This window comes from Curtobacterium sp. MCLR17_051, from assembly GCF_003234395.1.
Classification (GTDB): Bacteria; Actinomycetota; Actinomycetes; order Actinomycetales; family Microbacteriaceae; genus Curtobacterium; species Curtobacterium flaccumfaciens.
The window spans coordinates 22,322-46,363 of sequence record NZ_QKTA01000003.1 but is presented as its reverse complement, the minus strand read 5'-3'; the positions used below and the strand labels follow the sequence as shown (position 1 = coordinate 46,363).

Here is a 24,042-nt window from a genome sequence, read left to right as displayed (position 1 = left end):
CTGGTTGGCGTCAGGCTAACGCGTGCGGGCGCGGGGACGGGGTTGGCACACGGGGCAGATGTGGCTCGACCGGTTCATGAAGGCCTCGCGCACGATCGTCGTGCCGCAGCGTGGGCACGGCTTCCCCTGCTGCCCGTAGACGTTCAGGCGCTGCGAGAAGTACCCGGACTGCCCGTTGACGTTGACGTACTGGGCGTCGAAGCTCGTGCCGCCGTCCTCGAGCGCCCGGCGCAGGATGGCGCGGACCTCGTCGAGCAGCCGACGCAGGTCGGCACGGGTGAGGCGGTCGGCGGCGCGGTCGTAGTGCAGCTTCGCGGCCCAGAGCGACTCGTCGGCGTAGATGTTGCCGATGCCGCTCACGACGCCCTGGTCGAGCAGCACCCGCTTGATGCCGCTCGAACGCTTCCGGGCCATCGCGGTGAACCGGTCGTCGTCGAACGCGGGGTCGAGCGGGTCACGGGCGATGTGCGACACCTGCCCGGGCACCCACCGACGCCACACGGCATCGGGGTCGATCGCGTCGACCTGCCCGCCGAACCCGGCCGGAGCACCGTCGATCGTCGGCACCATCGCGTCGATCGCCATCGAGCCGAACGTGCGCTGGTCGACGAACTCGAGTTCCACCGGGGGCTCCGCCGCACCCGAGCGGTCGGTGCCCGCGGGCTGCACGTCGATGAGGATCCGCCGGTGCTTGGCTGCCGGTCGACCACGGCCGAGCAGGATCTGCCCGCTCATGCCGAGGTGGGCGACGAGTGCCTCGGGGCGGTCCCCGTCGTGCTCGGGCTGCAGCGGCATCCAGAGGAACTTGCCCCGGCGGACGGCGGCGGCGATCGTGCGACCGGTCAGTCGGTCGGCGAAGTCCTCGGCAGGGCCGTCGTGCCGGGTGAGGGCACGGTCGTCGACCACGTCGACGTGCAGGACCCGCGAGCCGCTGACGGCGGGTTCGAGGCCGGCGCGGACGACCTCGACCTCGGGGAGTTCGGGCACGCGGTCAGGCCGCTCGGCCGGACAGCCGGGTCCAGGCGTCGAGCGCGGCGGCCATCTCGGCGGCCTTCTTGCTCGACCCGGTGCCGGTGGCGATGTCCTCGCCCTGCAGGACGACCGTCGCCATGAAGGTCTTGTCGTGGTCCGGGCCGGTCTCGGTGACGCGGTACGCCGGGTTGCCGAGCGAACGACTCGAGGCGAGCTCCTGCAGGCTCGTCTTCGGGTCCATCGCGGCGCCGAAGCGGTCCGGGTCGATCATGAGCGGTTCGACCAGGCGGAGCACGAGTTCGGTGGCCGGGTCGGGGCCGGCCGACAGGTACGTCGCGCCGATGACGGCTTCGACGGTGTCGGCCAGGATCGACGACTTGTCGCGCCCGCCGGTCTGTTCCTCGCCCTTGCCGAGGCGCAGGTAGCGGCCGAGCCCGATCATCCGGGCGATCTCGGCCAGCGCCACGGTCGACACCAGGCTCGCCCGTCGCTTGGCGAGGTCACCCTCGTCGAGGTCGGGGAACGACCGGTAGAGCTTCACGGTCACGGCCTGGCCGAGGATCGAGTCCCCGAGGAACTCGAGGCGCTCGTTGTGCTTGATGCCCCCGTGCTCGTAGGCGTAGGAGCGGTGCGTCAGGGCGAGCTGGAGCAGCTCGAGGTCGATGTCGGCCCCGAGGATGCCCTGCAGACGAACGACGTCCGGCCCCGCGGGGCGAGACCCCGCAGCGCCGGACGTTGTCGTCATGCGTTCGGTCCGATCAGACGTCGGCGACCTTGCGGCCCTTGTACTCCATGTACAGGGGCGTGCCGGCCGAGTCCTCGACGACCTTCGCGCGGTGCGGGAGGCTGTAGGTGACCTGACCGTTCTCGATCGTCTTCACGAGCTGGATCGGCGTGGCCTTCCACTGCGAACGACGGGCGTGCGTGTTCGCACGGGACTGCTTGCGCTTGGGAACGGCCATGGTGAATCTCTTTCGGTTGGTCGGTGGTCGGTACGGGGGCTGGCGGTGTCGGGACCTACTCGGTCTCGGCCCGCTCCTCGCCCTCGGTGGTCTTCGGTGCGGTGGTGTCACCGTCGGTGCTGTCGTCGAGCTCGATCGCGCTGAGCGCTGCCCAGCGGGGATCCAGCACCTGACGAGCGGGCTGCTCGCCGAGGTCGGCCAGACGCTCGCCCGTCACCGGGTCGAGTCCTGGGCAGTCCGGTCGGCAGACCGGCTGGAACGGCAGCGACAGCACCACCGCATCTCGAACGACCTGTTCGGTGTCCACGTGGTCATCGCGAACGAAGAAGTCGAAATCCTCCGAGGCATCATACGCGAACAGCTCGGCGAAATCGACCTCGATCGGTTCGCTGATGTCGATGAGGCAGCGCGAGCACTCCCCCGTGGCGTCGGCCGAAGCGTGTCCGGACACGAGGACGCCCTCGTGCAGGCCTTCGAGTTTGACGTCGATGTGCAGTTCGGCACCCTGTCGGACGCCGATCAGACCGGCCCCCATCGCGTCGGGCACCTCGATGTCGAGCGAGTGCTCGCGCATCTCACCCGGCCGGTGCGCGAGGTCGCGCACGCGCAGGGCGTAGGGGCTGTTCACGGGGGAAGACACGATCGACAAGCCTAGCGCGATCCAGGCCGAGAGTCGAGGTGGCGACAGGCGTGTCCGGACGCGGTGCCGCCCCGGGGACGCTCAGCGGGCCGCGAGCGCGTCGGCGACCGTCTTCGGCACGTAGGGCGTGACGTCACCGCCGAGGGACGACACCTGGCGGATCAGCGAGCTCGACACGTGCGCCCGCGACGCCTCGGGCAGCAGGAACACCGTCTCGACGTCGGCCAGGTGGCGGTTCATGATGGCCATCGGAGTCTCGTACGCGACGTCCTCGCCGGACCGCACGCCCTTCACCAGGACCTTCGCCCCGACCTGCCGGCAGTAGTCGACCAGCAGCCCGGACGTCCACTCGCCCACCGTGACCGTCGCAGGCGCGCCGACCTCGACCAGCGAGTCCTTGATGAGCCGCACCCGGTCGACGGCCTCGAACATCGCCGGCTTCTTGTCGGGGTTGTGCACCACGAGGACGTGCACCTCGTCGAAGAGCCCGGCCGCGCGGCCGATGACGTCGAGGTGCCCGAGGGTGACGGGGTCGAAGGAACCGGGGACCACCGCGATCTGCGCCATGGCAGCGACGATACCGCCCGCGACGCTGTGCCCCCGGGTCAGTTCTTGCCGAGGAACGCCGCGTCGGACTCGTCGAGACGCCGGGCGAGGGCGTCGCGGAGGGCCGGGGACCCCTCGAGCTCGGGATCGGGTTCGAGCACGCGCTCCGCTTCTTCCCGCGCGTCGACGATGAGGTCGGCGTGCTCGACCACCCGGAGCAGGTTGAGCGAGGACCGCCCACCGGACTGCCGTTCGCCCAGGACGTCGCCCTCGCGCCGGAGCTCGAGGTCGACCCGGGCGAGCTCGAACCCGTCGTCCGAGGCGGCCACGGCGTCGACGCGCTCGCGCGAGGTCGTCTCGAGCTCGGCGGAGGTGACCAGCAGGCAGACACCGGCCCACTGCCCACGGCCGATGCGGCCGCGGAGCTGGTGGAGCTGCGAGACACCGAACCGGTCAGCGTCGAGGACGGCCATCATCGCCGCGTTCGGGACGTCGACGCCGACCTCGATCACGGTCGTCGCCACGACCACGTCGAGGTCGCCGGCGGCGAAGGAGGTCATCACGCGGTCCTTCTCGTCGGCGGTCATCCGGCCGTGCAGGACCGCGATCGAGCGCCCTTCGAGCACGGGCATGGTGCGCATCCGTTCGGCGGTGGCGAGCACGGTCGCCGGGGCACGCTTCGGGGCGTCGTCCTCGCCCTCGACCGGCTCCGGCTCGCCGTCGTCCTCGGTGTGGGCGTCGTCGATGGCCGGGCAGACGACGAACGCCTGGCGACCCTTGGCCAGTTCTTCGGCCATGCGGGACCAGATCCGGGGTTCCCACCCGGGGTGCTCCGCCAGCGGGACCGTGAAGGTCTCGACGCCGGCGCGCCCCGACGGCATGCCCGTGATGGTCGAGACGTCGAGGTCGCCGAACACCGTCATGGCGACGGTGCGCGGGATCGGCGTGGCCGTGAGCACGAGCACGTGCGGCGGGGTCGTGCCCTTGGTGCGGAGGGCCTCGCGCTGCTCGACGCCGAAGCGGTGCTGCTCGTCGACCACCACGAGCCCCAGCTCGGCGAAGTCCACCCGGTCGCCCAGGAGCGCGTGGGTGCCGACGACCAGCCGTGAGCTGCCCGACGCGGCGGCGAGCAGGGCACGGCGCCGTTCGTCGGTGGACTGCGACCCGGTCAGGATCACCGGTCGGAGCTCGGCGGCCAGGTCCGGCCCGAGGAACTTCACGATGGAGCGCAGGTGCTGGGCCGCCAGCACCTCGGTCGGGGCGATGAGCGCGGACTGGCCGCCGGACTCGGCCACCGTGAGCATCGCCCGGATCGCCACGAGGGTCTTGCCCGAACCGACCTCGCCCTGGATCAGCCGGTGCATGGGCCAGGTGCGGGCGAGGTCCTGGTCGATGTCGGCACCGACGGCCCGCTGGTCGTCCGTCAACGTGAAGGGCAGGGTGGCGTCGAAGCGCTCGAGGATGCCACCGGGGGTGGCCACGCGCGGGGTCGCCGCGGTGCGACGGGCCGCGATCCGACGCTGCACCAGGGCGGTCTGCAGCACGAACGCCTCGCGGTAGCGCAGGGCGTCCTGCGCGCGCTTGAAGTCCGCGACCTTCTCGGGGCGGTGCAGCAGCTCGAGGGCACGGCGGAACGGCACGAGGTCGAGCCGGGACCGCGCGGACGCCGGCACCGGGTCGGGCAGGTCCGGCAGGGTGTCGAGGACGATCCCGATGGACTTCGCGATCTGCCACGAGGTGAGCGAGGCCGTCGCCGGGTAGATCGGGATCGGCTGGCGCGACCACCGGATCGCTTCGTCGGAGCCGGGCTCCGCCGTGGCGCGGGGGTCGTCGGGGTCGAACAGCTCGTAGTCCGGGTGGGCGAGCTGCCGGGCACCCCGGTAGTCGCTGACCTTGCCGGAGAAGATGCCCCGGGCGCCGGGGACGAGGTCCTTCGTGCGCCACCCCTGGTTGAAGAACGTGAGGGTGAGCAGGCCCTTGCCGTCGCCGATCTTCGCTTCGAGGATCGAGCCGCGGCGCGCGCGCATGGTGCGTTCACGGACGTCGACCACCTCGGCCACGATGGTGACCGGTTCGCCGATCGCGAGCGAGTCGAGGGCCGTCAGTGCACCACGCTCGGCGTAGCGGCGGGGCGCGTGCTCGAGGAACTCCCCCACCGTGCGGTAGCCGAAGGCCTTCTCGATCGCGGTCGCCGTCCGACCGCCGAGCACGTTCGCGAGCCGCGCGTCGAGCGGCGCCGGACCGAGGTCGGGCGCGGCCGGCGCAGCGGGGGTTCCGGAGGTGACCACGCTCCAACGGTACCGGGCACGACCGACCCCACCCGCGCCTCCCGAGCGGCCTGTGGAGAACACCGGACCGGACCCGTCGGGCCGCTACGGTGGCTGCATGACCCGCATCATCGCCGGCGCCGCCGGCTCCCTGACGCTCCGGGTGCCGAAGTCCGGCACCCGCCCGACGAGCGACCGCGTGCGCGAGGCGCTGTTCTCGTCGCTCGAGGCACGGGGGCTCGTCGAGGCCACGTCGGTGGCCGACCTGTACGCGGGAACGGGCGCGCTCGGGCTCGAGGCGGCGTCCCGCGGTGCGGCCGAGGTCGTCCTGGTCGACCGGGCGTCCGCCGCCGCGCAGGCCTGCCGGGCGAACGCGAAGGCCGTGCAGCAGCGGGTGCCGGGCGTCCGGATCGACGTGCAGCCGCAACCGGTGCTCGGGTACCTGCGCGGGACCGTCCGCACCTTCGACCTGGTGTTCATCGACCCGCCCTACGACGTCACGGAGCACGAGCTCGCCGAGGTGCTCGAGGCCCTGGCGCCGAAGCTGACGCCGGATGCCGTCGTCGTGGTCGAGCGGAGCAAGCGCTCCCCCGAGCCCACCTGGCCGGCGGGGCTCGCGCCGTTCAGCAAGCGCAGCTACGGCGAGACCGTCGCGTGGGAGGCCGTCGCCTCCGGCTGAGGCAGCCGGTCAGCCCGGTCAGCCGGCGGCACCGTCCCAGTCGGCGTAGGGGTCCCAGCCGGTCGTCGGCACCGGCGACCCGGCACGGACCAGGTCCGCGTCACCACGCTCCAGCACGGCACCGATGCGCCGGAAGCCCCCGGGCAGAGCCGCGCCTGCCGGGAACGTGGCGAGCAGTCCGTGGTCTTCGCCGCCGTGCAGCGCGACCTCGTCGAGGTCGGCGGCGGCATCGAGTTCGAGCGTCACCCGGCTGGCACGGGCGAGCCGACCGGCGTCGATCGCCAGGCCGTCGGACAGGTCGAGCATCGCGGTGGCGCCGGCCTCAGCCGCGAGCGGCCCGTCGGCGATCGGGGGCACCGGGCGGCGCTGGCGGCCGACGTCGGGGTCGTCGTCCGCACCGCTCGCGACCGTCGCGGCACGGTCCGGCTCACCCCGGCCGTCGACGCCCTCGCGGAACAGCCGGGACAGCCCACGGGCGGCACGTCCGAGCTCGCCGGACACCGCGAGCACGTCACCGACGCTCGCGCCCGACCGGAGCACGGGCGCGCGGCCCAGCAGGTCGCCGAAGGCGGTGACGGCCACCGTGAACGTCGCCGAGGTGGAGAGGTCTCCCCCGACGACCCCGCACCCCGGCGCGAGCGTGTCGACGGCGAGCCGGAAGCCGTCGGCGATGCCCTCGAGGACGGCCACGGGGGTGTCCTGCGGTGCGGCGAGGGCGATCACGAGGCCGCTCGGCACGGCACCCATCGCGGCGACGTCGGAGAGGTTCGTGGCGGCCGCCTTCCAGCCGATGTCCGTCGGCGACGACCACGCCCACCGGAAGTCCGGACCGTGCACCATCATGTCCGTCGTCACGACGAAGCGGCCGTCCGGAGCGGCGACGACGGCGCAGTCGTCACCGGGGCCGAGGATCGGCGTGCCCGCGGGCAGACGGCTCGTGATCCGGTCGAGGACGACGAGTTCGCCGAGCTCCCCCACCGTCGGTCCGGCCCAGGCGTCGTCCGTCGCATCCACACGAGAACGGTAGCCTGGACGGCGATGGACACCGCGCGCCGCACCCCTCGGACCCTCGCGATCGTGGGGGCCGTGATCACCCTCGCCGCCGGGCTGACCGGGTGCACGAACGCCGTGTCGATGTCCGCCGCCCCGTCGGCGAACGCAGCGGCATGCGCGGCCGTGCAGGTCCGACTGCCCGCGACCGTGGACTCGAAGTTCGACCTGCGGAACACGAACGCGCAGGCCACGGCGGCCTGGGGCGACCCCGAGGTGGCGATCTACCACTGCGGTGTCGCCGTCCCCACCGTGTCCGACCTGCCGTGCTTCTCGCAGGGCGGCGTCGACTGGATCCGCGACGACCGCGGCGACCAGGTCGTCTACACGACGTTCGGTCGGTCACCGGCCGTGCAGGTCGTGGTCGACTCGACGAAGACCACGTCATCGGTCGTGCAGGAGCTGTCCGACGCGGTGTCGTCACTGCCCAAGGACGGACACGAGTGCCTCGACCCCGCCGACGTGCAGGGCTGACCGAACCGGTCAGCGGACGGCGGCGCGACCCAGCTCGATCAGCTCCGTGATCAGCTCGCCGTAGGACACTCCCGACGCCGCCCAGCAGCGCGGGTACATCGACAGCGGGGTGAAGCCCGGCATCGTGTTGACCTCGTTCACGACGAAGCCGTCATCGGTCAGGAAGCAGTCGACACGGGCGAGCCCCGAACCACCGATGGCCTCGAACGCGCGGGCACCGATGGAGCGGATCTCGTCGGTCTCGTCGTCGGTCAGCGGTGCCGGGCAGAGCAGCGACTCGTCGCCGCCCAGGTACTTCGACGCGAAGTCGTAGAAGCCGTCCTCGGCCACCACGATCTCGCCCGGCAGGCTCGTGCGCGGCACACCGTCACGGCCCTCGAGCACGGCGACCTCGACCTCGCGGCCGATCACACGGGGCTCGACGATCACCTTGGAGTCGTGCTCGAACGCCAGGTCCACGGCGGCACCCAGCTGCGAGGGCTCGTCGACGCGCGAGACGCCCATGCTCGACCCGGCGCGGGCCGGCTTGACGAACAGCGGCCAGCCGTGGGCGGCGATCGTCTCGGCGACGTCCACGGGGTCGGCCGCCCACTGCCGGCGGAGCACCGTGGTCCACGGTGCGACGCGGAGCCCAGCGTGCTCGAGCACGGCCTTCGCGACGTGCTTGTCCATCGCCAGGGCGCTCGCGAGCACGCCGTCGCCGACGTACGGCAGCCCGGCGATCTCGAGCAGGCCCTGGATCGTGCCGTCCTCGCCGAAGGGACCGTGCAGGATCGGGAACACCACGTCGACCGGGATCGCGGTGACGGTGCCGTCGGGGTGGGACACGACGAGTTCGTTGGTGGCCGGCGAGGTCGGGAACGCGATCCGCGTGCCGTTGTCGGGAACGGTCGGCAGCGCGCCGTCGCGGATGGTCCACTGCGCCGGGTCGTCCGACTGCAGCGTGAAGGCACCGTCCTGGGTGATCCCGATCGGCACGAGGTCGTACTCGGCCCGGTCGACGACGTCCATGATGCCGCCGGCGGTCACGCAGCTGATCTCGTGCTCGCTCGAGCGACCGCCGAAGAGCACGGCGACGGTGGTCCTGGGCATGGGGGTTCCCTCGGGGATCGTGGGCACGGGAGTCCCTTCGTGACTCGGTGCGGGACCGGTCACTCGCCCTGCGGCTCGTCGGTCTCGGTGAGGTGCGGCGCGATGTTGCGCGGATCGAGCCTACCGGCGAGGACCTCGCCGACCTGGCTGACGATGGGCATGTCGACGCCGTTCGCCGCGGCCAGCTCGAGGATCGGGGCGACCGAGGCCAGCCCCTCCGCCGTCTGGTTCATCTGGCGGACGACCTCGTCGAACCGGTAGCCCTGGCCGAGCAACCGCCCGGCGGTGTTGTTCCGCGACAGCGGCGACTGGCACGTGGCGATGAGGTCGCCGAGGCCCGCGAGCCCGGACAGCGTGGACGACTGCGCGCCGAGCGACACCGCGAAGTCGGTCATCTCGGCGAGGCCGCGCGTGATGATCGAGGCCTTGGTGTTCTCGCCGTAGCCGACCCCGTCGACGATGCCGATCGCGACGGCGATGAGGTTCTTCAGCACGCCGCCGAACTCGGTGCCGATGACGTCGGTGTTGATGAACGACCGGAAGTACGGGTTCGTCGCGACGGCGGCGACGTCGGTGGCGGTCTCCAGCGACGACGACGACACCACGGCGGCGGTCGGCTGCCGACGGGCGATCTCGAGCGCCAGGTTCGGGCCGCTGGCCACGGCGATGCGGTCCTGGTCGATGCCGAGGCCCTGCAGCAGGACCTCGCTCATCCGCAGACCCGTGCTCTTCTCGACGCCCTTCATGAGGCTGACGACCGGCACGTCGGCGGGCAGCAGCTCGCGGATCGCGGCGAGGTTGGAGCGCAGGGTCTGCGAGGGCACCGAGACGTACACCTGCGAGGCGCCGTCGAGCACGCGCTCGAGCGACGTCGAGGCGGTCAGGGTGCGGGGCAGGTTGATGCCGGGCAGGTAGTCCGAGTTGCGCTTGGTCTCGGTGATCTCGCGGGCGACCTCGGGGCGTCGTGCCCACACCACGGTGGAGGCACCGCCCTCGGCCAGCACCTTCGCGAACGTGGTGCCCCAGCTGCCGGCACCGATCACGGCCACGCGGGGCTTGTCGGTCGACTGCATGACCACCCGGATCGCGGCGGTGTCGAAGGCCCCCGGAGCCGCGGCGGCGGGGTCGGGTCGGTCGTCGTGGGGTCGGAGGTCACTCAAACCGGCCGGTCTCCTTCTGGTTGTTCGCCGCCGGGTCCCAGCGGGTCGCGGGTGCCCGTTCGCCACGGAGCACCTCGAGCAGCGCGGTGATCTCGCGCATGACGAGTTCGGTGGCCTCGCCGAGCATCTGCTGGTCGATCTGCCGACCGCGGTACGCCGACAGGTCGACCGGGTCACCGATGATGACGTCGACGCGGGACGGCGGGAACAGCCGGAGCTTCTTGCCGTACCTGGCCATGATGTTCTGCGTGCCCCAGTGGGCCATCGGGATGAGCGGCACGTCGTTCTCGAGCGCGATCCGCACCGCACCCGTCTTGCCGCGCATCGGCCACAGGTCGGGGTCGCGGGTGAGCGTGCCCTCGGGGTAGACGATGATCGCACCGCCCTGCTCGACCAGGGACCGGCCGCCACCGAGGGGGTCGCTCAGGCGCGTCCGGCCGGAGCGCTCGACCGGGATCTGGCCCATGCCGGACATGAGCTTGCCGACCACGGGGACCTTGAACAGCGACGCCTTCGCGAGGAACCGCGGCGCCCGCTTCGAGATGTACACGGCGGTGCCCACGACCAGGGGGTCGATGTTCGTGAAGTGGTTCGGTGCGAGCACGAACGCGCCCTCGGCCGGCAGACGGTTCGGGCCGTGCCAGTGGTAGCGCGCCGAGAACCGGAACGTCGGGATGACGATCGAGGCGACGATCCGGAACGCGGTGTTCAGCTCACCGCGGCGCCACCGGCGCCCACGCACGGGGAGGCCGGTCGTGACCTGCGCGTCGGAGCCGCCACGGGCCTCCAGACCGTCGCCTTTTCCTTCTACCGGCACTGTGCCTACCCAGCGAAGTCGAAGTCGGCGCCGAGCTTGCGCAGCTTCGGGATGAAGTGCTCGTAGCCGCGGCTGATGATGCCGACGTTGGTGATGTGCGACTCGCCGTCGGCGGTCAGCGCCGCGATGAGGTGGCTGAACCCGCCGCGCAGGTCGGGGACGCGGACGTTCGCGGCGTGCAGCTTCGTCGGACCGGTGATGACGGCGGCCTGCTCGAACGGGCGGCGGGCGACACGGCGGTCGTGGCCCGGCAGCCCCTCCTTGTGCACGACGATGTCGGCACCCATCTCGTTCAGGGCGTCGGTGAAGCCGAAGCGGTTCTCGTAGACGGTCTCGTGCACGATGCTCTGGCCGTCGGCCTGGGTCAGCGCGACGATGAGCGGCTGCTGCCAGTCCGTCATGAAGCCGGGGTGCACGTCGGTCTCGATGACGACGGGCTTCAGGGTGTCCAGCTCGCGGTAGAACCGGATGCCGTCCTCCTGGATGTCGAACCCGCCGCCGACCTTGCGGAAGACGTTGAGGAACGTCATGAGCTCCTGCTGGTTCGCGCCCTCGACGAAGATGTCGCCGTTGGTGGCGAGCGCGGCGGAGGCCCAGCTCGCGGCCTCGTTGCGGTCGTTGATCGCGCGGTGCGTGTAGCCGCGGAGCGACTCGACGCCCTCGATGAAGATGACGCGGTTCGGCTCGACCGAGACGATGGCGCCCATCTTCTGCAGGATCGCGATGAGGTCCATGATCTCGGGCTCGATCGCGGCGTTCCGCAGCTCCGTGACGCCCTTGGCGAGGGTCGCCGAGAGCAGGACCTGCTCGGTGGCGCCGACGCTCGGGTACGGCAGCTCGATCGAGGCGCCCTTCAGGCCGTCCGGGGCCGTCAGGTGGATGCCGTTGACCTGCTTGTCGACGACCGCGCCCATGGCGCGGAGGGCGTCAAGGTGGAAGTCGATCGGGCGGTCACCGATGCGGCAGCCGCCGAGGTCGGGGATGAACGCCTCGCCGAGCTTGTGCAGCAGCGGACCGCAGAACAGGATCGGGATGCGGCTCGAACCGGCGTGCGCGTCGATCTCGGCGAAGTGCGCCGACTCGACCCGCGACGGGTCGAGGATGAGTTCGCCTCGTGCAGGATCGGTGATGCGCACGCCGTGCACCTCGAGCAGCCCGCGGACCACCTTGACGTCGGAGATGTCCGGCACGTCACGGAGGATCGACGGGGTGTCACCGAGCAGCGACGCCACCATGGCCTTGGTCGCGAGGTTCTTCGCCCCACGGACCTCGATGCGCCCCACGAGCGGCTTGCCCCCGCGGATGACGATCTCGTCCGACTTGAGGCCCACGCGCGCCCCTGCGGCCGCTGCGTCCTGTACGAGAGAGTTCACTACTTCACCGGCAATGTCTTCGGCCGCCAACTGGAGCGGCGGGATTCGAACTCCGTGATCGAGGTCTCGTCACGGAGGGTGAGCCCGATGTCGTCGAGCCCTTCCATCAACCGCCAACGAGTGTAAGCGTCGATCTCGAAGGGGACGTCCACATCCCCCAGCGACACGCGCTGCGTCTCGAGGTCGACCGTCGCTTCGATGCCCGGGTTCGCCTCGATGACGGCCCACAGCCGCTCGACCTCCGGTTCGGTCACGATCGCGGTGACCAGGCCCTGCTTGCCGGCGTTGCCCCGGAAGATGTCCGCGAACCGGGGCGAGATCACGACCGAGAAGCCGAAGTCACGGAGCGCCCAGACGGCGTGCTCGCGGGACGACCCGGTGCCGAAGTCGGGGCCGGCGATCAGGACGCGGGCGCCCTGGTAGCGCTCCTGGTTCAGGACGAAGTCGGGGTCCTGACGCCATCCGGAGAACAGGGCGTCCTCGAAGCCGGTCTTCGTCACGCGCTTCAGGTAGACCGCGGGGATGATCTGGTCGGTGTCGACGTTGGACCGCTTGAGCGGCGCGGCGATGCCGGTGACGGTGGTGATCTTGTCCATCAGAAGGTCCCCTCGGTGGCGGTGGCGGACGTCGCCGCCGCGATCTCGTCGTCGGTCTCCAGGTCCCACGGGCTGGACAGCGTGCCGCGCACCGCGGTGGCCGCGGCGACGAGCGGCGACACCAGGTGTGTGCGGCCGCCCTTGCCCTGGCGGCCCTCGAAGTTGCGGTTCGAGGTGCTCGCGCAGCGCTCCCCCGGAGCCAGCTGGTCCGGGTTCATGCCGAGGCACATCGAGCAGCCGGCGAACCGCCACTCGGCGCCGAACTCCTTCATGACGACGTCGAGCCCCTCAGCCTCGGCCTCGAGCCGGACGCGCGCGGAGCCCGGAACCACCATGACCCGAACACCCGGCGCCTTCTGCCGGCCCTTGATGATCGACGCGAAGGCCCGCAGGTCCTCGATGCGCGAGTTCGTGCAGGAGCCCATGAACACCGCGTCGACGGCGATGTCCTTCATCGGGGTACCGGCGGTGATGTCCATGTACTCCAGGGCGCGGCGTGCGGCGGCCTGGTCGTTGGGGTCGCTGTAGGCGGCCGGGTCCGGCACGCTCTCGGACAGCGAGACGCCCTGGCCGGGGTTCGTGCCCCAGGTGACGAAGGGCTCGAGCTCGTCCGCGTCGATGAACACCTCGGCGTCGAACACGGCGTCGTCGTCGGTGGCGAGGGTCTCCCAGTACGCGACGGCGTCGTCCCAGTCCTGGCCGGTGGGCGCGTGGTCGCGGCCCTGCACGTAGTCGTAGGTGGTCTGGTCGGGGGCGACCATGCCGGCGCGGGCACCGGCCTCGATCGACATGTTGCAGATCGTCATACGGCCCTCCATCGAGAGGGCGCGGATCGCGGAGCCGCGGTACTCGAGCACGTAGCCCTGGCCTCCGCCGGTGCCGATCTTCGCGATGACGGCCAGGATGATGTCCTTCGCCGTCACCCCCGGACGCAGCGTGCCCTCGACCGTGATCGCCATCGTCTTGAACGGCTTGAGCGGCAGGGTCTGCGTGGCGAGGACGTGCTCGACCTCGGACGTGCCGATGCCGAACGCCATCGCGCCGAAGGCCCCGTGGGTGCTGGTGTGCGAGTCGCCGCAGACCACGGTGATGCCGGGCATGGTCAGGCCGAGCTGCGGGCCGACCACGTGGACGATGCCCTGCTCCTTGTCGCCCAGGGAGTGCAGCCGGACGCCGAACTCCTCGCAGTTGCGACGGAGGGTCTCGATCTGGATCCGGCTCGTCGGGTCCGCGATCGGGCGGTCGATGGCGAGCGTCGGGGTGTTGTGGTCTTCGGTCGCGATCGTCAGGTCGAGGCGCCGCACCGGTCGCCCGGCCTGCCGCAGACCGTCGAACGCCTGCGGACTCGTCACCTCGTGCACGAGGTGGAGGTCGATGTAGAGGAGGTCGGGGTTGCCGTCCTCGCCCTTGACCACGACGTGGTCGTCCCACACCTTCTCGGCGAGCGTCTTTCCCATGAGCTCAGCCCTCCTCGTCCTCGTCGTTGCGCCGCGACCGCGGCGCGATCAGGCGACTCTACCATTGGTATACCAACGCGCGGCACCCCGCCCGCCACGGGTCCGTCACCCCGCCGTCGCACGCCCGTCACCCCGTGACGGCACGGCCTGGAGGCCCGTGGCGACTCCCCGACACCCGTCGCGGTGGGAAGATGGTGACGACATGACGACACCTGCGCACTCGACCCGGACCATCAACCTCGAGGGCGCGGCACGTGCCGCGATCGCCGGTGGCGCACCGCTCGCGCTGCTCATCGCCCTCGGCATGCCGGGGTACGCCGCCTTCGCCATGTTCGCCGGGTTCACCGCCATCTTCGGTGCGACCGAGCCCTACCGGCAGCGTGCCGTCACGACCGGCGTCGCGGGTGCGCTGCAGGCGCTCTGCATGTTCGCCGGCATCGGGGTCGGGCTCGTCGGGTCGCCGCTCTGGCTGCAGGCCGTGGGCCTCGTCGTCGTCCTGGTGGTCGCGGTCTGCACCCTCTCCACGCTCCGGGCGATCCCCGCGCAGCCGATCTTCCCGGTGTTCGCGTTCGTCGTGTCCGCACTCGTGCCGATGCGCCCGGCGGACGTCCCGCTCGTCACGACGATCATCGTCTGCTCGGTGGTCTGGGCTTGGCTCGTCGCGATGTCCGGTGCGGTGCTCCGTCGGGTGCTCCACCCGCACGCCCCGCACCGGTTCCGCCCGCTGGCCGACCGCAAGCACCGGTCGCTCGCGGTCCTGCGGACACCGGCGCTGTGGGAGACCGTCGCGCTCAACGTCGTCGGGTCACTCGTCGCCGGGGCCGTCGCGGAGTCGATCCCCGGGCTCGGGCACCCGTACTGGGCGGTCATCGCGGTGGTCTCGACCCTGCCGGCGATCCGCCAGCGGCACACCGTCGTCCGCGCCGGGCAGCGTGTGGTCGGCACGATCGGCGGCACCGTCATCGCGGTCGGCATCCTGCTGCTCGAGCCGTCGGCGTGGTGGATCGTCGTGCTGGCCGTCGTCGGGCAGTTCTTCGCCGAGATCTTCGTCGCCCGGAACTACGCCGTGTGCCTGCTGTTCCTCACCCCGCTCGCCCTGGCGGTGTCGTGGCTGAGCCTGCCCGAGGCGCCGCAGCTGCTGGCGCTCGACCGGATCGCGCAGACCGTGCTCGGTGCCGTGGTCAGCGTGGGGCTGCTGCTCGTCGGGCGTGCGATCGAGCGCCGGCGTGGCCGTGCCCTGGGTGCGACGAGCGCGATCCGGACCGTCTGACGCGCCTGGTCGAACCGGGCGTACCTGGTCGACCCGGGCGTACCTGGCCGAACCGGGCGTACCTGGTCGTTCCTTCCGACCAGGAATGCCCGATTCCGCCTGCCATCGCGCGTGACAGGGGAAGCAACGTGCGCGGACGGCGGACGCGACCACTGCGTCCTGCGAAAGCGACAGATCGCTGCGGGACAACCGCGGGGATCTGTCGCTTTCGCGAGCCCGCCCTCCCCACCAGCGCGTCAGTCGCGCGGCTGGATGTTCCAGGCGTCGATGACGGGGCGGCCGTGCTCGTAGCCGAGGATGCTGACCGAGGCGGTGCCGAGCTTCAGCACGGCGCCGTCCTGCGGCGCGAGCCGGATCCACGCGGCACCGAGCGCCCGCAGCACGTGGCCGTGGGCGATGAACACCGCATCGTGGCCCTCGGCGAGCACCGGACGGGCACGGTTCAGGATGCGCTCGACGCGGACCCGGACCTCGGCGGCGTTCTCACCGGGGGTGTCGCCAGCGGGGACCCCGTCGGTCCAGAGGTCCCACGGACCGTGGCGCAGCACCTTGATCTGCGGGGTGGTGAGGCCCTCGTACGCGCCGTAGTCCCACTCGTACAGGTCCTCGTCGAGCTCCGGCTCGACGCCGATCAGGTGCGCGGTGTCGCGGGCGCGCTGCAGCGGGCTCGACAGCGCCAGCGCGAACGACCGGTCCCCGAGGTACCGGCCCGCGCGCTTCGCCTGCTCGACACCGTTGTCGGTGAGCGGGATGTCGGTGCGGCCGGTGTGCTGCCCGCTCTTCGACCACTCCGTCTCTCCGTGACGGACGAGGACGAGTTCGCCGGGGCGTTCCGAGGTCATGAGTTCCTTCCGATCCAGAGGCCGAGCGCAGCTGCGCCGACCGAGACGACGAGCATCCCGAGGCCGTTCAGGACGGCGAGCCGGGTCTTGCCGGATCGGAGGAGCTGTACGGTCTCGACGCTCGCCGTCGAGAACGTCGTGTACCCACCCATCATGCCCGTCCCGAGCACAGCGACCGTCGAGGCGGGGATGGTGCCGGCCTGCCCGAGGCCCGTCAGGACCCCGAGCACGAGCGATCCGGACACGTTGATGAGCAGGGTCCCGACCGGGAACCCGGCGAACCGGGAACCGGCGACGCGGCCCTTGACGAGCCCGTCGAGCACGAAGCGCAGCGCGGCGCCGGCTCCCCCGCCGACGGCGACCAGGACCAGTTCGACCGGGCTCATCGGGCGTCCTCTCGGGGTTCGGGGCGCGTGCGGGGCCGGGTGGCCGCGGCGACCCACAGACCGAGGACGACCGCGACGAGTCCGAGCACGACCGACAGCAGCGCGTACCCGGTGCCCGCCGTCCAGCGCCCGAGGTCGAGCAACTGCGCGGTGTCGTCCGCCAGCGTGCTGTAGGTCGTGAAGCCGCCGAGGACGCCGGTGCCGACGAACAGCCGGACCGCGCGAGGACGACCGATGTCGGGGCCGCGGCGTGCGAGCGCGTCGAGCAGGAACCCGAGGCAGAACGCCCCGACGACGTTGATCCCGAGGATGGTCCAGCTGATCCCGTCGTGCGCGGGGAACGCCGTGGCGAGGAGTGCGCGGACGGCCGTCCCGATCGCGCCGCCGAGGGCGACCAGGGCGACGAGCCTCCAGCGCAGGTGCGGTGGGCGTTCGGCGTGCATCGTGCTCCCGTCGCGAGGCGATCGTTCCCCGGGTGACGGGGACGATCCAGGCTAGCCGAGACGACGAAACCCCCGCCGAGCCGGAGCTGGACGGGGGTTTGCGTGCTGGTGACCCCAGCGGGATTCGAACCCGCGTTACCGCCGTGAGAGGGCAGCGTACTAGGCCGCTATACGATGGGGCCGCGGCTGTTGTCGGACTCGGAGCATGTCACCTGTGGTGACCCCAGCGGGATTCGAACCCGCGTTACCGCCGTGAGAGGGCAGCGTACTAGGCCGCTATACGATGGGGCCGTTCCGACAACTCGACAAGTATTGCACAAGGCTCGCATCCGCACCAAAACGGGGCGTGTCGCCCGGGTGTGCCGCCATGTCGGAGCAGGCATACGGTGGATCGATGACGGCCGACCACGACGCGATCGCCCGGGCCAGACACGTGAGCGGCTGCCCGTCGGCCACGGTGCGGATCGGCCTGTCCGGGTGGCAGTACGACGGCTGGCGTGGGGACTTCTACCCCGACGGCCTCGCGAAGCGGCGGTGGCTCGAGCACGTGGCGTCGCGGTTCCCGACGGTGGAGCTGAACGGATCCTTCTACTCGCTGCAGCGCCCGGCGCGCTACCGGGCGTGGCGTGCGGCCTCGGGCGGGCAGCCGTTCCGGTTCGCGGTCAAGGGCGGCCGATACGTCACGCACATGCTGCGGCTCCGGAACGTCGAGACCGCGCTGGCGAACTTCTTCGCCTCGGGTCCGCTGGAGCTCGGGGACACCCTCGGGCCCGTGCTCTGGCAGCTGCCCGAGCGCCTGCTGCCGTCGCCGGAGGTGCTCGACGCGTTCCTCGGGCTGCTCCCCCGGACGCACGGTGCCGCCGCTGAGCTCGCACGCCACCACGACGACAAGGTCCCCGGCGAACCGGACGGTCTCGTGGTGCCCGAGGAACCGGCGTGGTCGATCCACCACGCGCTCGAGGTCCGGGCAGCCGGCTTCGACGACGAGCACCTCGACGTGCTCCGCCGGCACCGCGTCGCCCTGGTCGACTCGCACGCCGGCGACTTCCCCCGCTTCCGGGCGGACACCGGGGCACCACTCGCGTACCTCCGGTTGCACGGCGCGCCCCGGACCTACCACGACGGGTACTCGCCCCAGGCGCTCGGCGGGTGGGTGACGACGGTCCTCGAGCACGCCGAGGCCGGCCGGGACGTCTACGTGTACTTCGACAACGACGCCGAGCGGCACGCTCCGTGGGACGCCCTGACGCTCGACCGCCTGGTCGCGGCGCGACTGCGTCGGCGGGCGCCCGACCGGTGAGCAGCAGAAGCCGGGTGCGTGGACGCGACCCGTCGCGTTCTGCTCACTCGGTGACGGACAGGAGGCGCGTGGCGGCGCCGCCACGGGCCTCCAGGCCGCGCAGCGCAGCGCAGCCCTAGAGCGTCAGCGACTCCCCCGGATGCAGCACGACGAGCGACCCGGCGGGCTCGACGGCCTCGCGGAGCCGGCCCGTGTGCATGCCGAGGCCGACCTCGGACAGGGTGGCCTCGTGGATCGGGTACGCCCGGGACGGCGCGATCGCGGCGACGTAGTCCATCATCTCGGCGACCTTGAGCCACGGCGCCCCGACGGGTGCAGCGAGGACCTCGACCGGGACGCCCGGGTCCGTGTAGGAGTCGCCCGGGTGGAACAGCCGGCCGTTCACGAGCACGCCGGTGTTGTCGACGATCGGCACCGAGGAGTGGATCAGCTGGTGCCGCGTGCCGTGGAAGGTGAGCATGAACGGGCCGACCGTCCGGTGGTCACCGTCCGTGACGACGTCCACCGTGACACCCGCCTCGGCGAGCGCCGCGCGGACGCCCTCCGGTCCGATGACGACCGCACGGGGGTTGGCGTCGAGGATGCGCCGGACCTGCTCGGCGGTGACGTGGTCCGGGTGCTCGTGTGTGACGACGACGGCGACGACCCCGGTCGCGTCGACCGGTCGGGTGAAGTTCCCCGGGTCGAGGACCAGGCGGGCGTCCCCCTCGGTGATGACCTGGCAGGCGTGTTCGAGTTTGGTGACCTCCATGCGGGCGACCCTACGCGGGACCCTGCGGGCGGGGTCCCGTGGTCGCGCGGACGACCAGGTGCGCTGGGGCCGCCGCGATCGGGCCGGCGACACCGCCGTCGACCTCGGCGAGCACCGCCCGTGCAGCGGTGCGTCCCTGGGCCACCGGGTCCTGCGCGACCGTGGTGAGTCCGACGGTCGAGCCGTACTCGTGGCCGTCGATCCCCATCACGGACACGTCCTCCGGGACCGCGAGTCCGACTCGGCGTGCGGCGAGCAGGACACCGAGGGCCATCTCGTCCGAGGCGCAGAGCACCGCCGTCGGTCGCTCCGACGCCGGCTCGGCGAACAGCACGGCCCCGGCGGCGGTCCCGCCGGCGAACGAGAACCGGCCGTCGAGCGACCACCGTTCCGGCACGGCCTGTCCCGACGACCGCACGGCGTCGAGGAACCCGTCCCGTCGCAGGTGCGGCACGGCGACGTTCATGCCGGCCTCGTCCTGCCCGCCGACGTAGGCGATGCGCCGGTGGCCGAGGCCGTGCAGGTGCTCGACCGCGATCCGGGTGACCTCGCGGTCGTCGACGCCCACGTTCCGCAGGCCCGGTGCCGGGCCGCCGATGACGACCATGGGGTGCCGGCTGAGTTCGAGCTCGGCCCGTTCGGTGGCGTCGAGCACCAGGGAGAGCAGGACGAGGCCGTCGACGCGGTGCCGCAGCATCGAGCGCCGGAACGCCCGGTCACGGTCGCCGCCCGGGCCGCCGAGGTTGTAGAGGACCAGGTCGTACCCGGCCTGGCGGAGCTCCGCGTCGACACCGCCGAGCGCCTTCACGTAGAACCAGCGGTCGATGACGGGCACGACCACCCCGACGGCGCGCTGACGCCCGGTGGCGAGGCCGGCCGCCGCCGAGCTCGGGACGTACCCGAGTTCGTCGGCGACCCGCTGCACCTGCTCGATCGTGGTGTCGGCCACGTTCGACATGCCGCGGAGTGCCCGCGACACCGTGGACTTCGACAGCCCCGTGACGGTCGCGATCTCCTGGATCCCCATCGGTGCGACCCGGGAGGCCCGTCAGCCGTCCGTGCCGTGCGTCACGTCCGCCGGTGCGTCGGGTCCACCCCGTCGGGCCGCCACCGCGGGCACACCGCGGTCCGCCCGGCGTTGCGGGACCCGTGCGGGGCGCGCCGGCCGTCGTGCAGCCGGTGCGACCTCGTCCCAGCCGGCGTGCTGGTGCACCCGTCCGTCCGCGCCGGGTCGGGGTCGGCGACCGGTGGGGTCGGTGACCGACGTGTGCACCGGGGCGACCGCGGGCGCAGCACCGACGCCCCGGGGCACGGACGCACCCGTGCCGTCCTGCGGTGCGGTCCGGCGGAGGACGGCGACCCGCCACCGGTCCAGGGCGACGACGCCGAGCACGCACACGAGCAGGGTGAGCGCCCAGCCGAGCGCCGGTCGCCCGGTGAGCTCGCAGAACACCGTGACGCCGAGGAACAGGACGCCGAACATCCCGACGAAGCCGATCGACTCCTCGATGTGGGCGGTGGGACGGGTGGGTCCGCGCTGGGCCATGGTCGTCAGCCCTTCACGCCGCCGGCGGTGAGCCCCGCCACGATGCGCCGCTGGAAGATCAGCACGAGGATGACCAGCGGGATCGTGACGATCGTGCCGGCGGCCATCACCGCCGTGTAGGGCTCCTGGTGCGGCTGCGACCCGGCGAACGAGGCGATCGCCACGGTCACCGGCTGGGTCGCGTCGCTCGACAGCTGCGACGAGATGAGGTACTCGTTCCAGCTCGAGATGAACGCCAGGATCGCCGTGGTGAACACCGCGGGCGCCGCGAGCGGCAGGATGATCCGCCGGAACGCCTGCACCCGGGTGCACCCGTCGATGCGGGCTGCCTCTTCGAGGTCCCACGGCATCTCGCGGAAGAACGACGCGAGTGTGTACACGGTCAGCGGCAGCACGAACGAGATGCTCGGCAGGATGAGCGCCTGGTACGACCCCATCCACCCGATGTCGGTGAACAGCTGGAACAGCGGCGAGATGAGGGCGACGCCGGGGAACATCGACGCGGCCAGGATCGCGCCGGCGATGAGTGACTTGCCGCGGAACTCGAGCCGGGCGAGCGCGTACGCCGCCGTGGTGCCGACGAGCAGGGCGATGATCGTCACGACCCCACCGATGAGCAGGCTGTTCGCGAGCGCCCGACCGAGGTGGTTGCCGAGCGACGTGGAGAACGCCGTCGCGTAGTTGTCGAGCGTGACGTGCGTCGGCCACGGGGTGGCGTCGAACGTGAACCCGACGTCGCGGAAGCTCGTCACCACCATCCAGTAGAACGGCAGGAGGCACCACACGGCGATGACGATCGCCTGCACGGCTGTGCGGATGCGCGGCCCGGTGTCGCGGCGCACGCGCACCTCGGTGCGGTCGACGGCGCGGTCGCGTGCTGCGGCCGAGGACCGCGGGCGGTCTGCTGCGAGGGTCACTTGAGTTCACCCTTCTGCTGGGCGGCCTGCGTCTGCACGACGTTGGCGCCGAGGAACCGGACGAAGACGAACGCCACGATGAAGATCACCAGGAAGGTGATGGTCGACAGGGCCGACGCGGAGTTGAAGCCCTGCCGGATCTGTTCGACGACCAGGATCGACAGGGTCGTGGTGGCGTTGCCGGAACCACCGCCACCGCCGGTGAGGATCGCGGGCAGGTCGTACATGCGGAGCGCGTCAAGCACGCGGAACAGGATCGCGACCATCAGCGCGGGCTTGATCAGCGGCAGGGTGATGAGCACGAAGCGCTGGAAGGTCGAGGCGCCGTCCATCTTGCCGGCCTCGTAGACCTCCTCCGGGATGAGCTGCAGGCCCGCCAGGATGAGGAGCGCCATGAACGGCGTGGTCTTCCAGGTGTCGGCGATGATGACCGCCCACCGGGACGCCCACTCGCCGCTCGTCCACAGGATCTGCTGCCCGAGGACGTGGTTCAGGACGCCGTTCGCGTCGAAGATGAAGTACCAGAGCTTCGCGGTGACGGCGGTCGGGATCGCCCACGGCACCAGGATCGCGGCACGGACGAGCGCGCGGCCCTTGAAGTTGCGGTTCATGATGATCGCCATCCACACGCCGATGGCCGTCTCGAACGCCACGGTGACGACCGTGAAGAAGAACGTGTTGCCCATCGACACCCAGAACTGGGAGCCGAGGCTGCCGGGCGGGCAGGTGACGTTGCCGCACTGCTGGCCGAGCCAGTGCGCGTAGTTCGTGATGCCGGCGAAACCGCCTTCCACGAACAGCTGCGTGGCCTTGTCGAGGCCCTGGTCGAGCTGGAACGACTGGATGACCGCGCTGACCACGGGGTACCCGATGACGATCGCCAGGAGCACGGTCGTCGGGCCGATGAGGTACACGGCCCAGCGGCCGTGCTCGGCGTTGAGTCCGCCCTTGCGCCGTCGGCGCTTCGGTTCCGTGCCCGTCGGGTTGGGGATGGCTGCGGGGATCTCGGTTGCTGCTGACACGTGTCGGCCTCCTTGCCGGGGGTGTCGGAACGCAAGTAGGGGGCGGACGGGAGGCCCGTGGCGGACCCGCCACGGGCCTCCCGTCCATCAAGCGGCGTGCGCCGCTAGCTGCTGGTCGCCGACTTGAGGGCGTCCTGCATGTCCTTCATGGCTTCGTCGACCGACTTCGATCCCTTGAGCGCCGCGTAGGTGTTGTCCTGGATCGCCTTCGTGACCGCTGGGTAGAACGGCGTGACCGGGCGCGGCTCGGCCGACTCGATCGACTTCAGGAGCGTCGGCAGGTAGGGCAGCTGCTTCGTCAGCTCGGGGTCGGTGTACAGGTCACCGACGACCGGGGCGAGCGAGCCCTGGGTCGCGAAGAACTTCTGCGTCTCGTCCGAGGTCAGGAACTCGAGGAAGTCGTGCGCCGTGGCCTTGTGCTTCGAGTACACGCTGATCGCGGCGTTGTGTCCGCCGAGCGTGGAGGCACCGACGCCGTCGGCACCGGGGATCGGCGCGATGCCGAAGGTGTCCTTGACCTTCGACGAGCCGTCGGTCTTGGCGAGGCTGTACACGTACGGCCAGTTCCGCAGGAACAGGAGCTTGCCGGCTTCGAACGCGGTGCGGCCCTGCTCCTCCTGGTAGGTGATCGCCTCGGCCGGGATGTTCCCGTCCTCGAACGCGTCCACCAGGTTCTGCAGGCCGGCCTTCGCCTTGTCGGTGTCGACGTCGGGCGCACCGTCACTGCTGAGCACCGAACCGCCGGAGCCGTTGATCGCCTCGGAGGCGTTCACCGTCAGGCCCTCGTACTTCGCGAACTGCCCCGCGTAGCAGCCGATGCCGGCGTCCTTCGCGATCTTGCAGTCGTCCATCATCTCGTCCCACGTCGTCGGGGGCGTCTTGACGAGGTCCTTGCGGTAGTAGAGCAGCGCGCCGTCCGAGGTCTGCGGGGCGGCGTAGAGGGTGTCGTTGTAGGTCGCGGTCTTCACCGTCGACGGCAGGAGCTTCGAGGTGTCGATCTCCATGTCGCCGGTCAGCGGCGTCAGCCAGCTCTTCGCGGCGAACTCGGCGGTCCAGACGACGTCCACGTCGACGACGTCGTAGTTCTCGTCCTTCGCCTGGAAGTGCTGCACGAGGTCGTCGTGCTGCTGGTCGGCCTGGTCGGACTGTTCCTTGAAGGTGACCTTCTCGTCCGGGTGGGCCTTGTTCCACTTCGCGATGAGCGGGCGGACGACGTTCGAGTTGTCCTTGCCCTGCACGTAGGTGATGGGGCCGCGGCTGTCCTGGCCGCTCTTGGCGTCGTCCGATCCGGCGCCGGAGCTCCCGCTCGAGCAGCCGGTGAGCACGAGGCCGATGACGGCGACCCCGGCAACGGATGCGAACCGCACCCTGGAGCGTGTTGTCTTCACAGCGTTGTCTCCTCATTGAGATCACCAGGGGGCATCGATCGGGTTCGACGACACTGCCCTGGAGCAGGCGCCGCTGCCTGCTGGTGGAGGAA

At 71.3% G+C, this 24,042-nt stretch carries 26 protein-coding genes and 2 tRNA genes; 4 read left to right on the top strand and 24 right to left on the bottom strand.

Annotated features, from left to right (window positions below; genetic code table 11):
* Positions 1–15: 15 nt before the first annotated feature.
* The 6 genes from mutM to DEJ06_RS04505 form a co-directional block, all read right to left on the bottom strand.
* Positions 16–987, bottom strand: coding sequence for a bifunctional DNA-formamidopyrimidine glycosylase/DNA-(apurinic or apyrimidinic site) lyase (gene mutM, locus DEJ06_RS04530; protein WP_111038549.1), 972 nt, complete (start codon positions 985–987; stop codon positions 16–18).
* 4 nt (positions 988–991) lie between these two features.
* Complete coding sequence (gene rnc / locus DEJ06_RS04525) at positions 992–1,717, bottom strand: ribonuclease III (protein WP_173034235.1); 726 nt, start codon at positions 1,715–1,717, stop codon at positions 992–994.
* A gap of 13 nt (positions 1,718–1,730) precedes the next feature.
* On the bottom strand, positions 1,731–1,934 hold the full coding sequence (gene rpmF, locus DEJ06_RS04520) for a 50S ribosomal protein L32 (RefSeq protein WP_017888273.1): 204 nt from the start codon (positions 1,932–1,934) through the stop codon (positions 1,731–1,733).
* A gap of 55 nt (positions 1,935–1,989) precedes the next feature.
* Positions 1,990–2,562 (bottom strand): DUF177 domain-containing protein, encoded by a 573-nt coding sequence (locus tag DEJ06_RS04515; RefSeq protein WP_071405664.1) that lies wholly within the window; start codon positions 2,560–2,562, stop codon positions 1,990–1,992.
* 93 nt (positions 2,563–2,655) lie between these two features.
* Positions 2,656–3,141, bottom strand: coding sequence for a pantetheine-phosphate adenylyltransferase (gene coaD, locus DEJ06_RS04510; protein WP_111029143.1), 486 nt, complete (start codon positions 3,139–3,141; stop codon positions 2,656–2,658).
* A gap of 38 nt (positions 3,142–3,179) precedes the next feature.
* Positions 3,180–5,408, bottom strand: coding sequence for an ATP-dependent DNA helicase RecG (locus DEJ06_RS04505; RefSeq protein WP_111038548.1), 2,229 nt, complete (start codon positions 5,406–5,408; stop codon positions 3,180–3,182).
* A 97-nt stretch (positions 5,409–5,505) separates the two neighbouring features.
* Here DEJ06_RS04505 and DEJ06_RS04500 point away from each other — a divergent pair, with 97 nt between their 5' ends.
* Positions 5,506–6,066 (top strand): RsmD family RNA methyltransferase, encoded by a 561-nt coding sequence (locus tag DEJ06_RS04500; RefSeq protein WP_111038630.1) that lies wholly within the window; start codon positions 5,506–5,508, stop codon positions 6,064–6,066.
* 18 nt (positions 6,067–6,084) lie between these two features.
* On the opposite strand, the gene thiL is transcribed toward DEJ06_RS04500, so the two are convergent.
* A complete protein-coding gene (gene thiL, locus DEJ06_RS04495; protein ID WP_111038547.1) occupies positions 6,085–7,080 on the bottom strand; it encodes a thiamine-phosphate kinase in 996 nt (331 codons plus the stop codon).
* Positions 7,081–7,104: 24 nt separating this feature from the next.
* Here thiL and DEJ06_RS04490 point away from each other — a divergent pair, with 24 nt between their 5' ends.
* The gene (locus DEJ06_RS04490) at positions 7,105–7,590 is read left to right on the top strand and encodes a DUF3515 family protein (protein ID WP_111023961.1); all 486 of its coding nucleotides are present in this window, start codon (positions 7,105–7,107) and stop codon (positions 7,588–7,590) included.
* Between the two features lie 9 nt (positions 7,591–7,599).
* Here the strand turns inward: DEJ06_RS04490 and DEJ06_RS04485 are convergent, their stop codons facing one another.
* The 6 genes from DEJ06_RS04485 to leuC form a co-directional block, all read right to left on the bottom strand.
* The gene (locus tag DEJ06_RS04485) at positions 7,600–8,682 is read right to left on the bottom strand and encodes a D-alanine--D-alanine ligase family protein (RefSeq protein WP_111038546.1); all 1,083 of its coding nucleotides are present in this window, start codon (positions 8,680–8,682) and stop codon (positions 7,600–7,602) included.
* A 59-nt stretch (positions 8,683–8,741) separates the two neighbouring features.
* On the bottom strand, positions 8,742–9,755 hold the full coding sequence (locus tag DEJ06_RS04480; RefSeq protein WP_031259730.1) for an NAD(P)H-dependent glycerol-3-phosphate dehydrogenase: 1,014 nt from the start codon (positions 9,753–9,755) through the stop codon (positions 8,742–8,744).
* 79 nt (positions 9,756–9,834) lie between these two features.
* Positions 9,835–10,584: a 1-acyl-sn-glycerol-3-phosphate acyltransferase gene (locus DEJ06_RS04475; protein WP_071405671.1), complete on the bottom strand. Its 750-nt coding sequence runs from the start codon at positions 10,582–10,584 to the stop codon at positions 9,835–9,837.
* An 80-nt stretch (positions 10,585–10,664) separates the two neighbouring features.
* Complete coding sequence (gene murA / locus DEJ06_RS04470; protein ID WP_111023958.1) at positions 10,665–12,032, bottom strand: UDP-N-acetylglucosamine 1-carboxyvinyltransferase; 1,368 nt, start codon at positions 12,030–12,032, stop codon at positions 10,665–10,667.
* Positions 12,032–12,628: a 3-isopropylmalate dehydratase small subunit gene (gene leuD, locus DEJ06_RS04465; RefSeq protein WP_111038544.1), complete on the bottom strand. Its 597-nt coding sequence runs from the start codon at positions 12,626–12,628 to the stop codon at positions 12,032–12,034. Before leuD ends, murA begins: the two co-directional genes overlap by 1 nt.
* Positions 12,628–14,085: a 3-isopropylmalate dehydratase large subunit gene (gene leuC / locus DEJ06_RS04460; protein ID WP_111029137.1), complete on the bottom strand. Its 1,458-nt coding sequence runs from the start codon at positions 14,083–14,085 to the stop codon at positions 12,628–12,630. Before leuC ends, leuD begins: the two co-directional genes overlap by 1 nt.
* A 202-nt stretch (positions 14,086–14,287) precedes the next feature.
* Here leuC and DEJ06_RS04455 point away from each other — a divergent pair, with 202 nt between their 5' ends.
* Entirely contained in the window at positions 14,288–15,355 is a 1,068-nt protein-coding gene (locus DEJ06_RS04455) for an FUSC family protein (RefSeq protein ID WP_128780091.1), read from the top strand.
* Between the two features lie 236 nt (positions 15,356–15,591).
* Here the strand turns inward: DEJ06_RS04455 and DEJ06_RS04450 are convergent, their stop codons facing one another.
* From DEJ06_RS04450 to DEJ06_RS04430, 5 genes are all read right to left on the bottom strand, one after another.
* Positions 15,592–16,197, bottom strand: a complete 606-nt coding sequence (locus DEJ06_RS04450) for a histidine phosphatase family protein (protein WP_027465908.1) — start codon at positions 16,195–16,197, stop codon at positions 15,592–15,594.
* Positions 16,194–16,583 (bottom strand): fluoride efflux transporter CrcB, encoded by a 390-nt coding sequence (gene crcB, locus DEJ06_RS04445; RefSeq protein WP_111033413.1) that lies wholly within the window; start codon positions 16,581–16,583, stop codon positions 16,194–16,196. Before crcB ends, DEJ06_RS04450 begins: the two co-directional genes overlap by 4 nt.
* Positions 16,580–17,026, bottom strand: coding sequence for a CrcB family protein (locus DEJ06_RS04440; RefSeq protein WP_111038542.1), 447 nt, complete (start codon positions 17,024–17,026; stop codon positions 16,580–16,582). The genes crcB and DEJ06_RS04440 overlap by 4 nt, the downstream gene beginning before the upstream one ends.
* 106 nt (positions 17,027–17,132) lie before the next feature.
* Positions 17,133–17,208, bottom strand: a tRNA-Glu gene (locus tag DEJ06_RS04435).
* A gap of 33 nt (positions 17,209–17,241) precedes the next feature.
* A tRNA-Glu gene (locus DEJ06_RS04430) sits at positions 17,242–17,317 on the bottom strand.
* Between the two features lie 256 nt (positions 17,318–17,573).
* Between DEJ06_RS04430 and DEJ06_RS04425 the strand changes: the two genes are divergently transcribed.
* Positions 17,574–18,326 carry a DUF72 domain-containing protein gene (locus DEJ06_RS04425; RefSeq protein WP_375537728.1) on the top strand — a complete coding sequence of 251 codons (753 nt, stop codon included), beginning with the start codon at positions 17,574–17,576 and terminating at the stop codon, positions 18,324–18,326.
* A gap of 115 nt (positions 18,327–18,441) precedes the next feature.
* Here the strand turns inward: DEJ06_RS04425 and DEJ06_RS04420 are convergent, their stop codons facing one another.
* The 6 genes from DEJ06_RS04420 to DEJ06_RS04395 all read right to left on the bottom strand — a co-directional run bounded on the left by DEJ06_RS04420 (position 18,442) and on the right by DEJ06_RS04395 (position 23,950).
* The gene (locus DEJ06_RS04420; RefSeq protein WP_111038540.1) at positions 18,442–19,077 is read right to left on the bottom strand and encodes an MBL fold metallo-hydrolase; all 636 of its coding nucleotides are present in this window, start codon (positions 19,075–19,077) and stop codon (positions 18,442–18,444) included.
* A gap of 10 nt (positions 19,078–19,087) precedes the next feature.
* Positions 19,088–20,104: a LacI family DNA-binding transcriptional regulator gene (locus DEJ06_RS04415; protein ID WP_111038539.1), complete on the bottom strand. Its 1,017-nt coding sequence runs from the start codon at positions 20,102–20,104 to the stop codon at positions 19,088–19,090.
* A 21-nt stretch (positions 20,105–20,125) separates the two neighbouring features.
* Positions 20,126–20,623 carry a hypothetical protein gene (locus tag DEJ06_RS04410; protein ID WP_111033418.1) on the bottom strand — a complete coding sequence of 166 codons (498 nt, stop codon included), beginning with the start codon at positions 20,621–20,623 and terminating at the stop codon, positions 20,126–20,128.
* Between the two features lie 5 nt (positions 20,624–20,628).
* Positions 20,629–21,471 carry a carbohydrate ABC transporter permease gene (locus tag DEJ06_RS04405; protein WP_241660376.1) on the bottom strand — a complete coding sequence of 281 codons (843 nt, stop codon included), beginning with the start codon at positions 21,469–21,471 and terminating at the stop codon, positions 20,629–20,631.
* Between the two features lie 65 nt (positions 21,472–21,536).
* Positions 21,537–22,562, bottom strand: a complete 1,026-nt coding sequence (locus DEJ06_RS04400) for a carbohydrate ABC transporter permease (protein ID WP_111038538.1) — start codon at positions 22,560–22,562, stop codon at positions 21,537–21,539.
* Positions 22,563–22,666: 104 nt separating this feature from the next.
* Positions 22,667–23,950, bottom strand: a complete 1,284-nt coding sequence (locus DEJ06_RS04395; RefSeq protein WP_111038537.1) for an ABC transporter substrate-binding protein — start codon at positions 23,948–23,950, stop codon at positions 22,667–22,669.
* Between the last annotated feature and the right edge of the window lie 92 nt (positions 23,951–24,042).

Excerpts from the sequence above, each read along its gene's own strand:
- rnc (WP_173034235.1), bottom strand. The coding sequence starts at position 1,717 with ATGACGACAACGTCCGGCGCTGCGGGGTCTCGCCCCGCGGGGCCGGAC.
- rpmF (WP_017888273.1), bottom strand. The coding sequence starts at position 1,934 with ATGGCCGTTCCCAAGCGCAAGCAGTCCCGTGCGAACACGCACGCCCGT.
- coaD (WP_111029143.1), bottom strand. The coding sequence starts at position 3,141 with ATGGCGCAGATCGCGGTGGTCCCCGGTTCCTTCGACCCCGTCACCCTC.
- DEJ06_RS04500 (WP_111038630.1), top strand. The coding sequence starts at position 5,506 with ATGACCCGCATCATCGCCGGCGCCGCCGGCTCCCTGACGCTCCGGGTG.
- DEJ06_RS04490 (WP_111023961.1), top strand. The coding sequence starts at position 7,105 with ATGGACACCGCGCGCCGCACCCCTCGGACCCTCGCGATCGTGGGGGCC.
- DEJ06_RS04485 (WP_111038546.1), bottom strand. The coding sequence starts at position 8,682 with ATGCCCAGGACCACCGTCGCCGTGCTCTTCGGCGGTCGCTCGAGCGAG.
- DEJ06_RS04480 (WP_031259730.1), bottom strand. The coding sequence starts at position 9,755 with ATGCAGTCGACCGACAAGCCCCGCGTGGCCGTGATCGGTGCCGGCAGC.
- leuD (WP_111038544.1), bottom strand. The coding sequence starts at position 12,628 with ATGGACAAGATCACCACCGTCACCGGCATCGCCGCGCCGCTCAAGCGG.
- leuC (WP_111029137.1), bottom strand. The coding sequence starts at position 14,085 with ATGGGAAAGACGCTCGCCGAGAAGGTGTGGGACGACCACGTCGTGGTC.
- DEJ06_RS04455 (WP_128780091.1), top strand. The coding sequence starts at position 14,288 with ATGACGACACCTGCGCACTCGACCCGGACCATCAACCTCGAGGGCGCG.
- DEJ06_RS04450 (WP_027465908.1), bottom strand. The coding sequence starts at position 16,197 with ATGACCTCGGAACGCCCCGGCGAACTCGTCCTCGTCCGTCACGGAGAG.
- crcB (WP_111033413.1), bottom strand. The coding sequence starts at position 16,583 with ATGAGCCCGGTCGAACTGGTCCTGGTCGCCGTCGGCGGGGGAGCCGGC.
- DEJ06_RS04440 (WP_111038542.1), bottom strand. The coding sequence starts at position 17,026 with ATGCACGCCGAACGCCCACCGCACCTGCGCTGGAGGCTCGTCGCCCTG.
- DEJ06_RS04420 (WP_111038540.1), bottom strand. The coding sequence starts at position 19,077 with ATGGAGGTCACCAAACTCGAACACGCCTGCCAGGTCATCACCGAGGGG.
- DEJ06_RS04415 (WP_111038539.1), bottom strand. The coding sequence starts at position 20,104 with ATGGGGATCCAGGAGATCGCGACCGTCACGGGGCTGTCGAAGTCCACG.
- DEJ06_RS04410 (WP_111033418.1), bottom strand. The coding sequence starts at position 20,623 with ATGGCCCAGCGCGGACCCACCCGTCCCACCGCCCACATCGAGGAGTCG.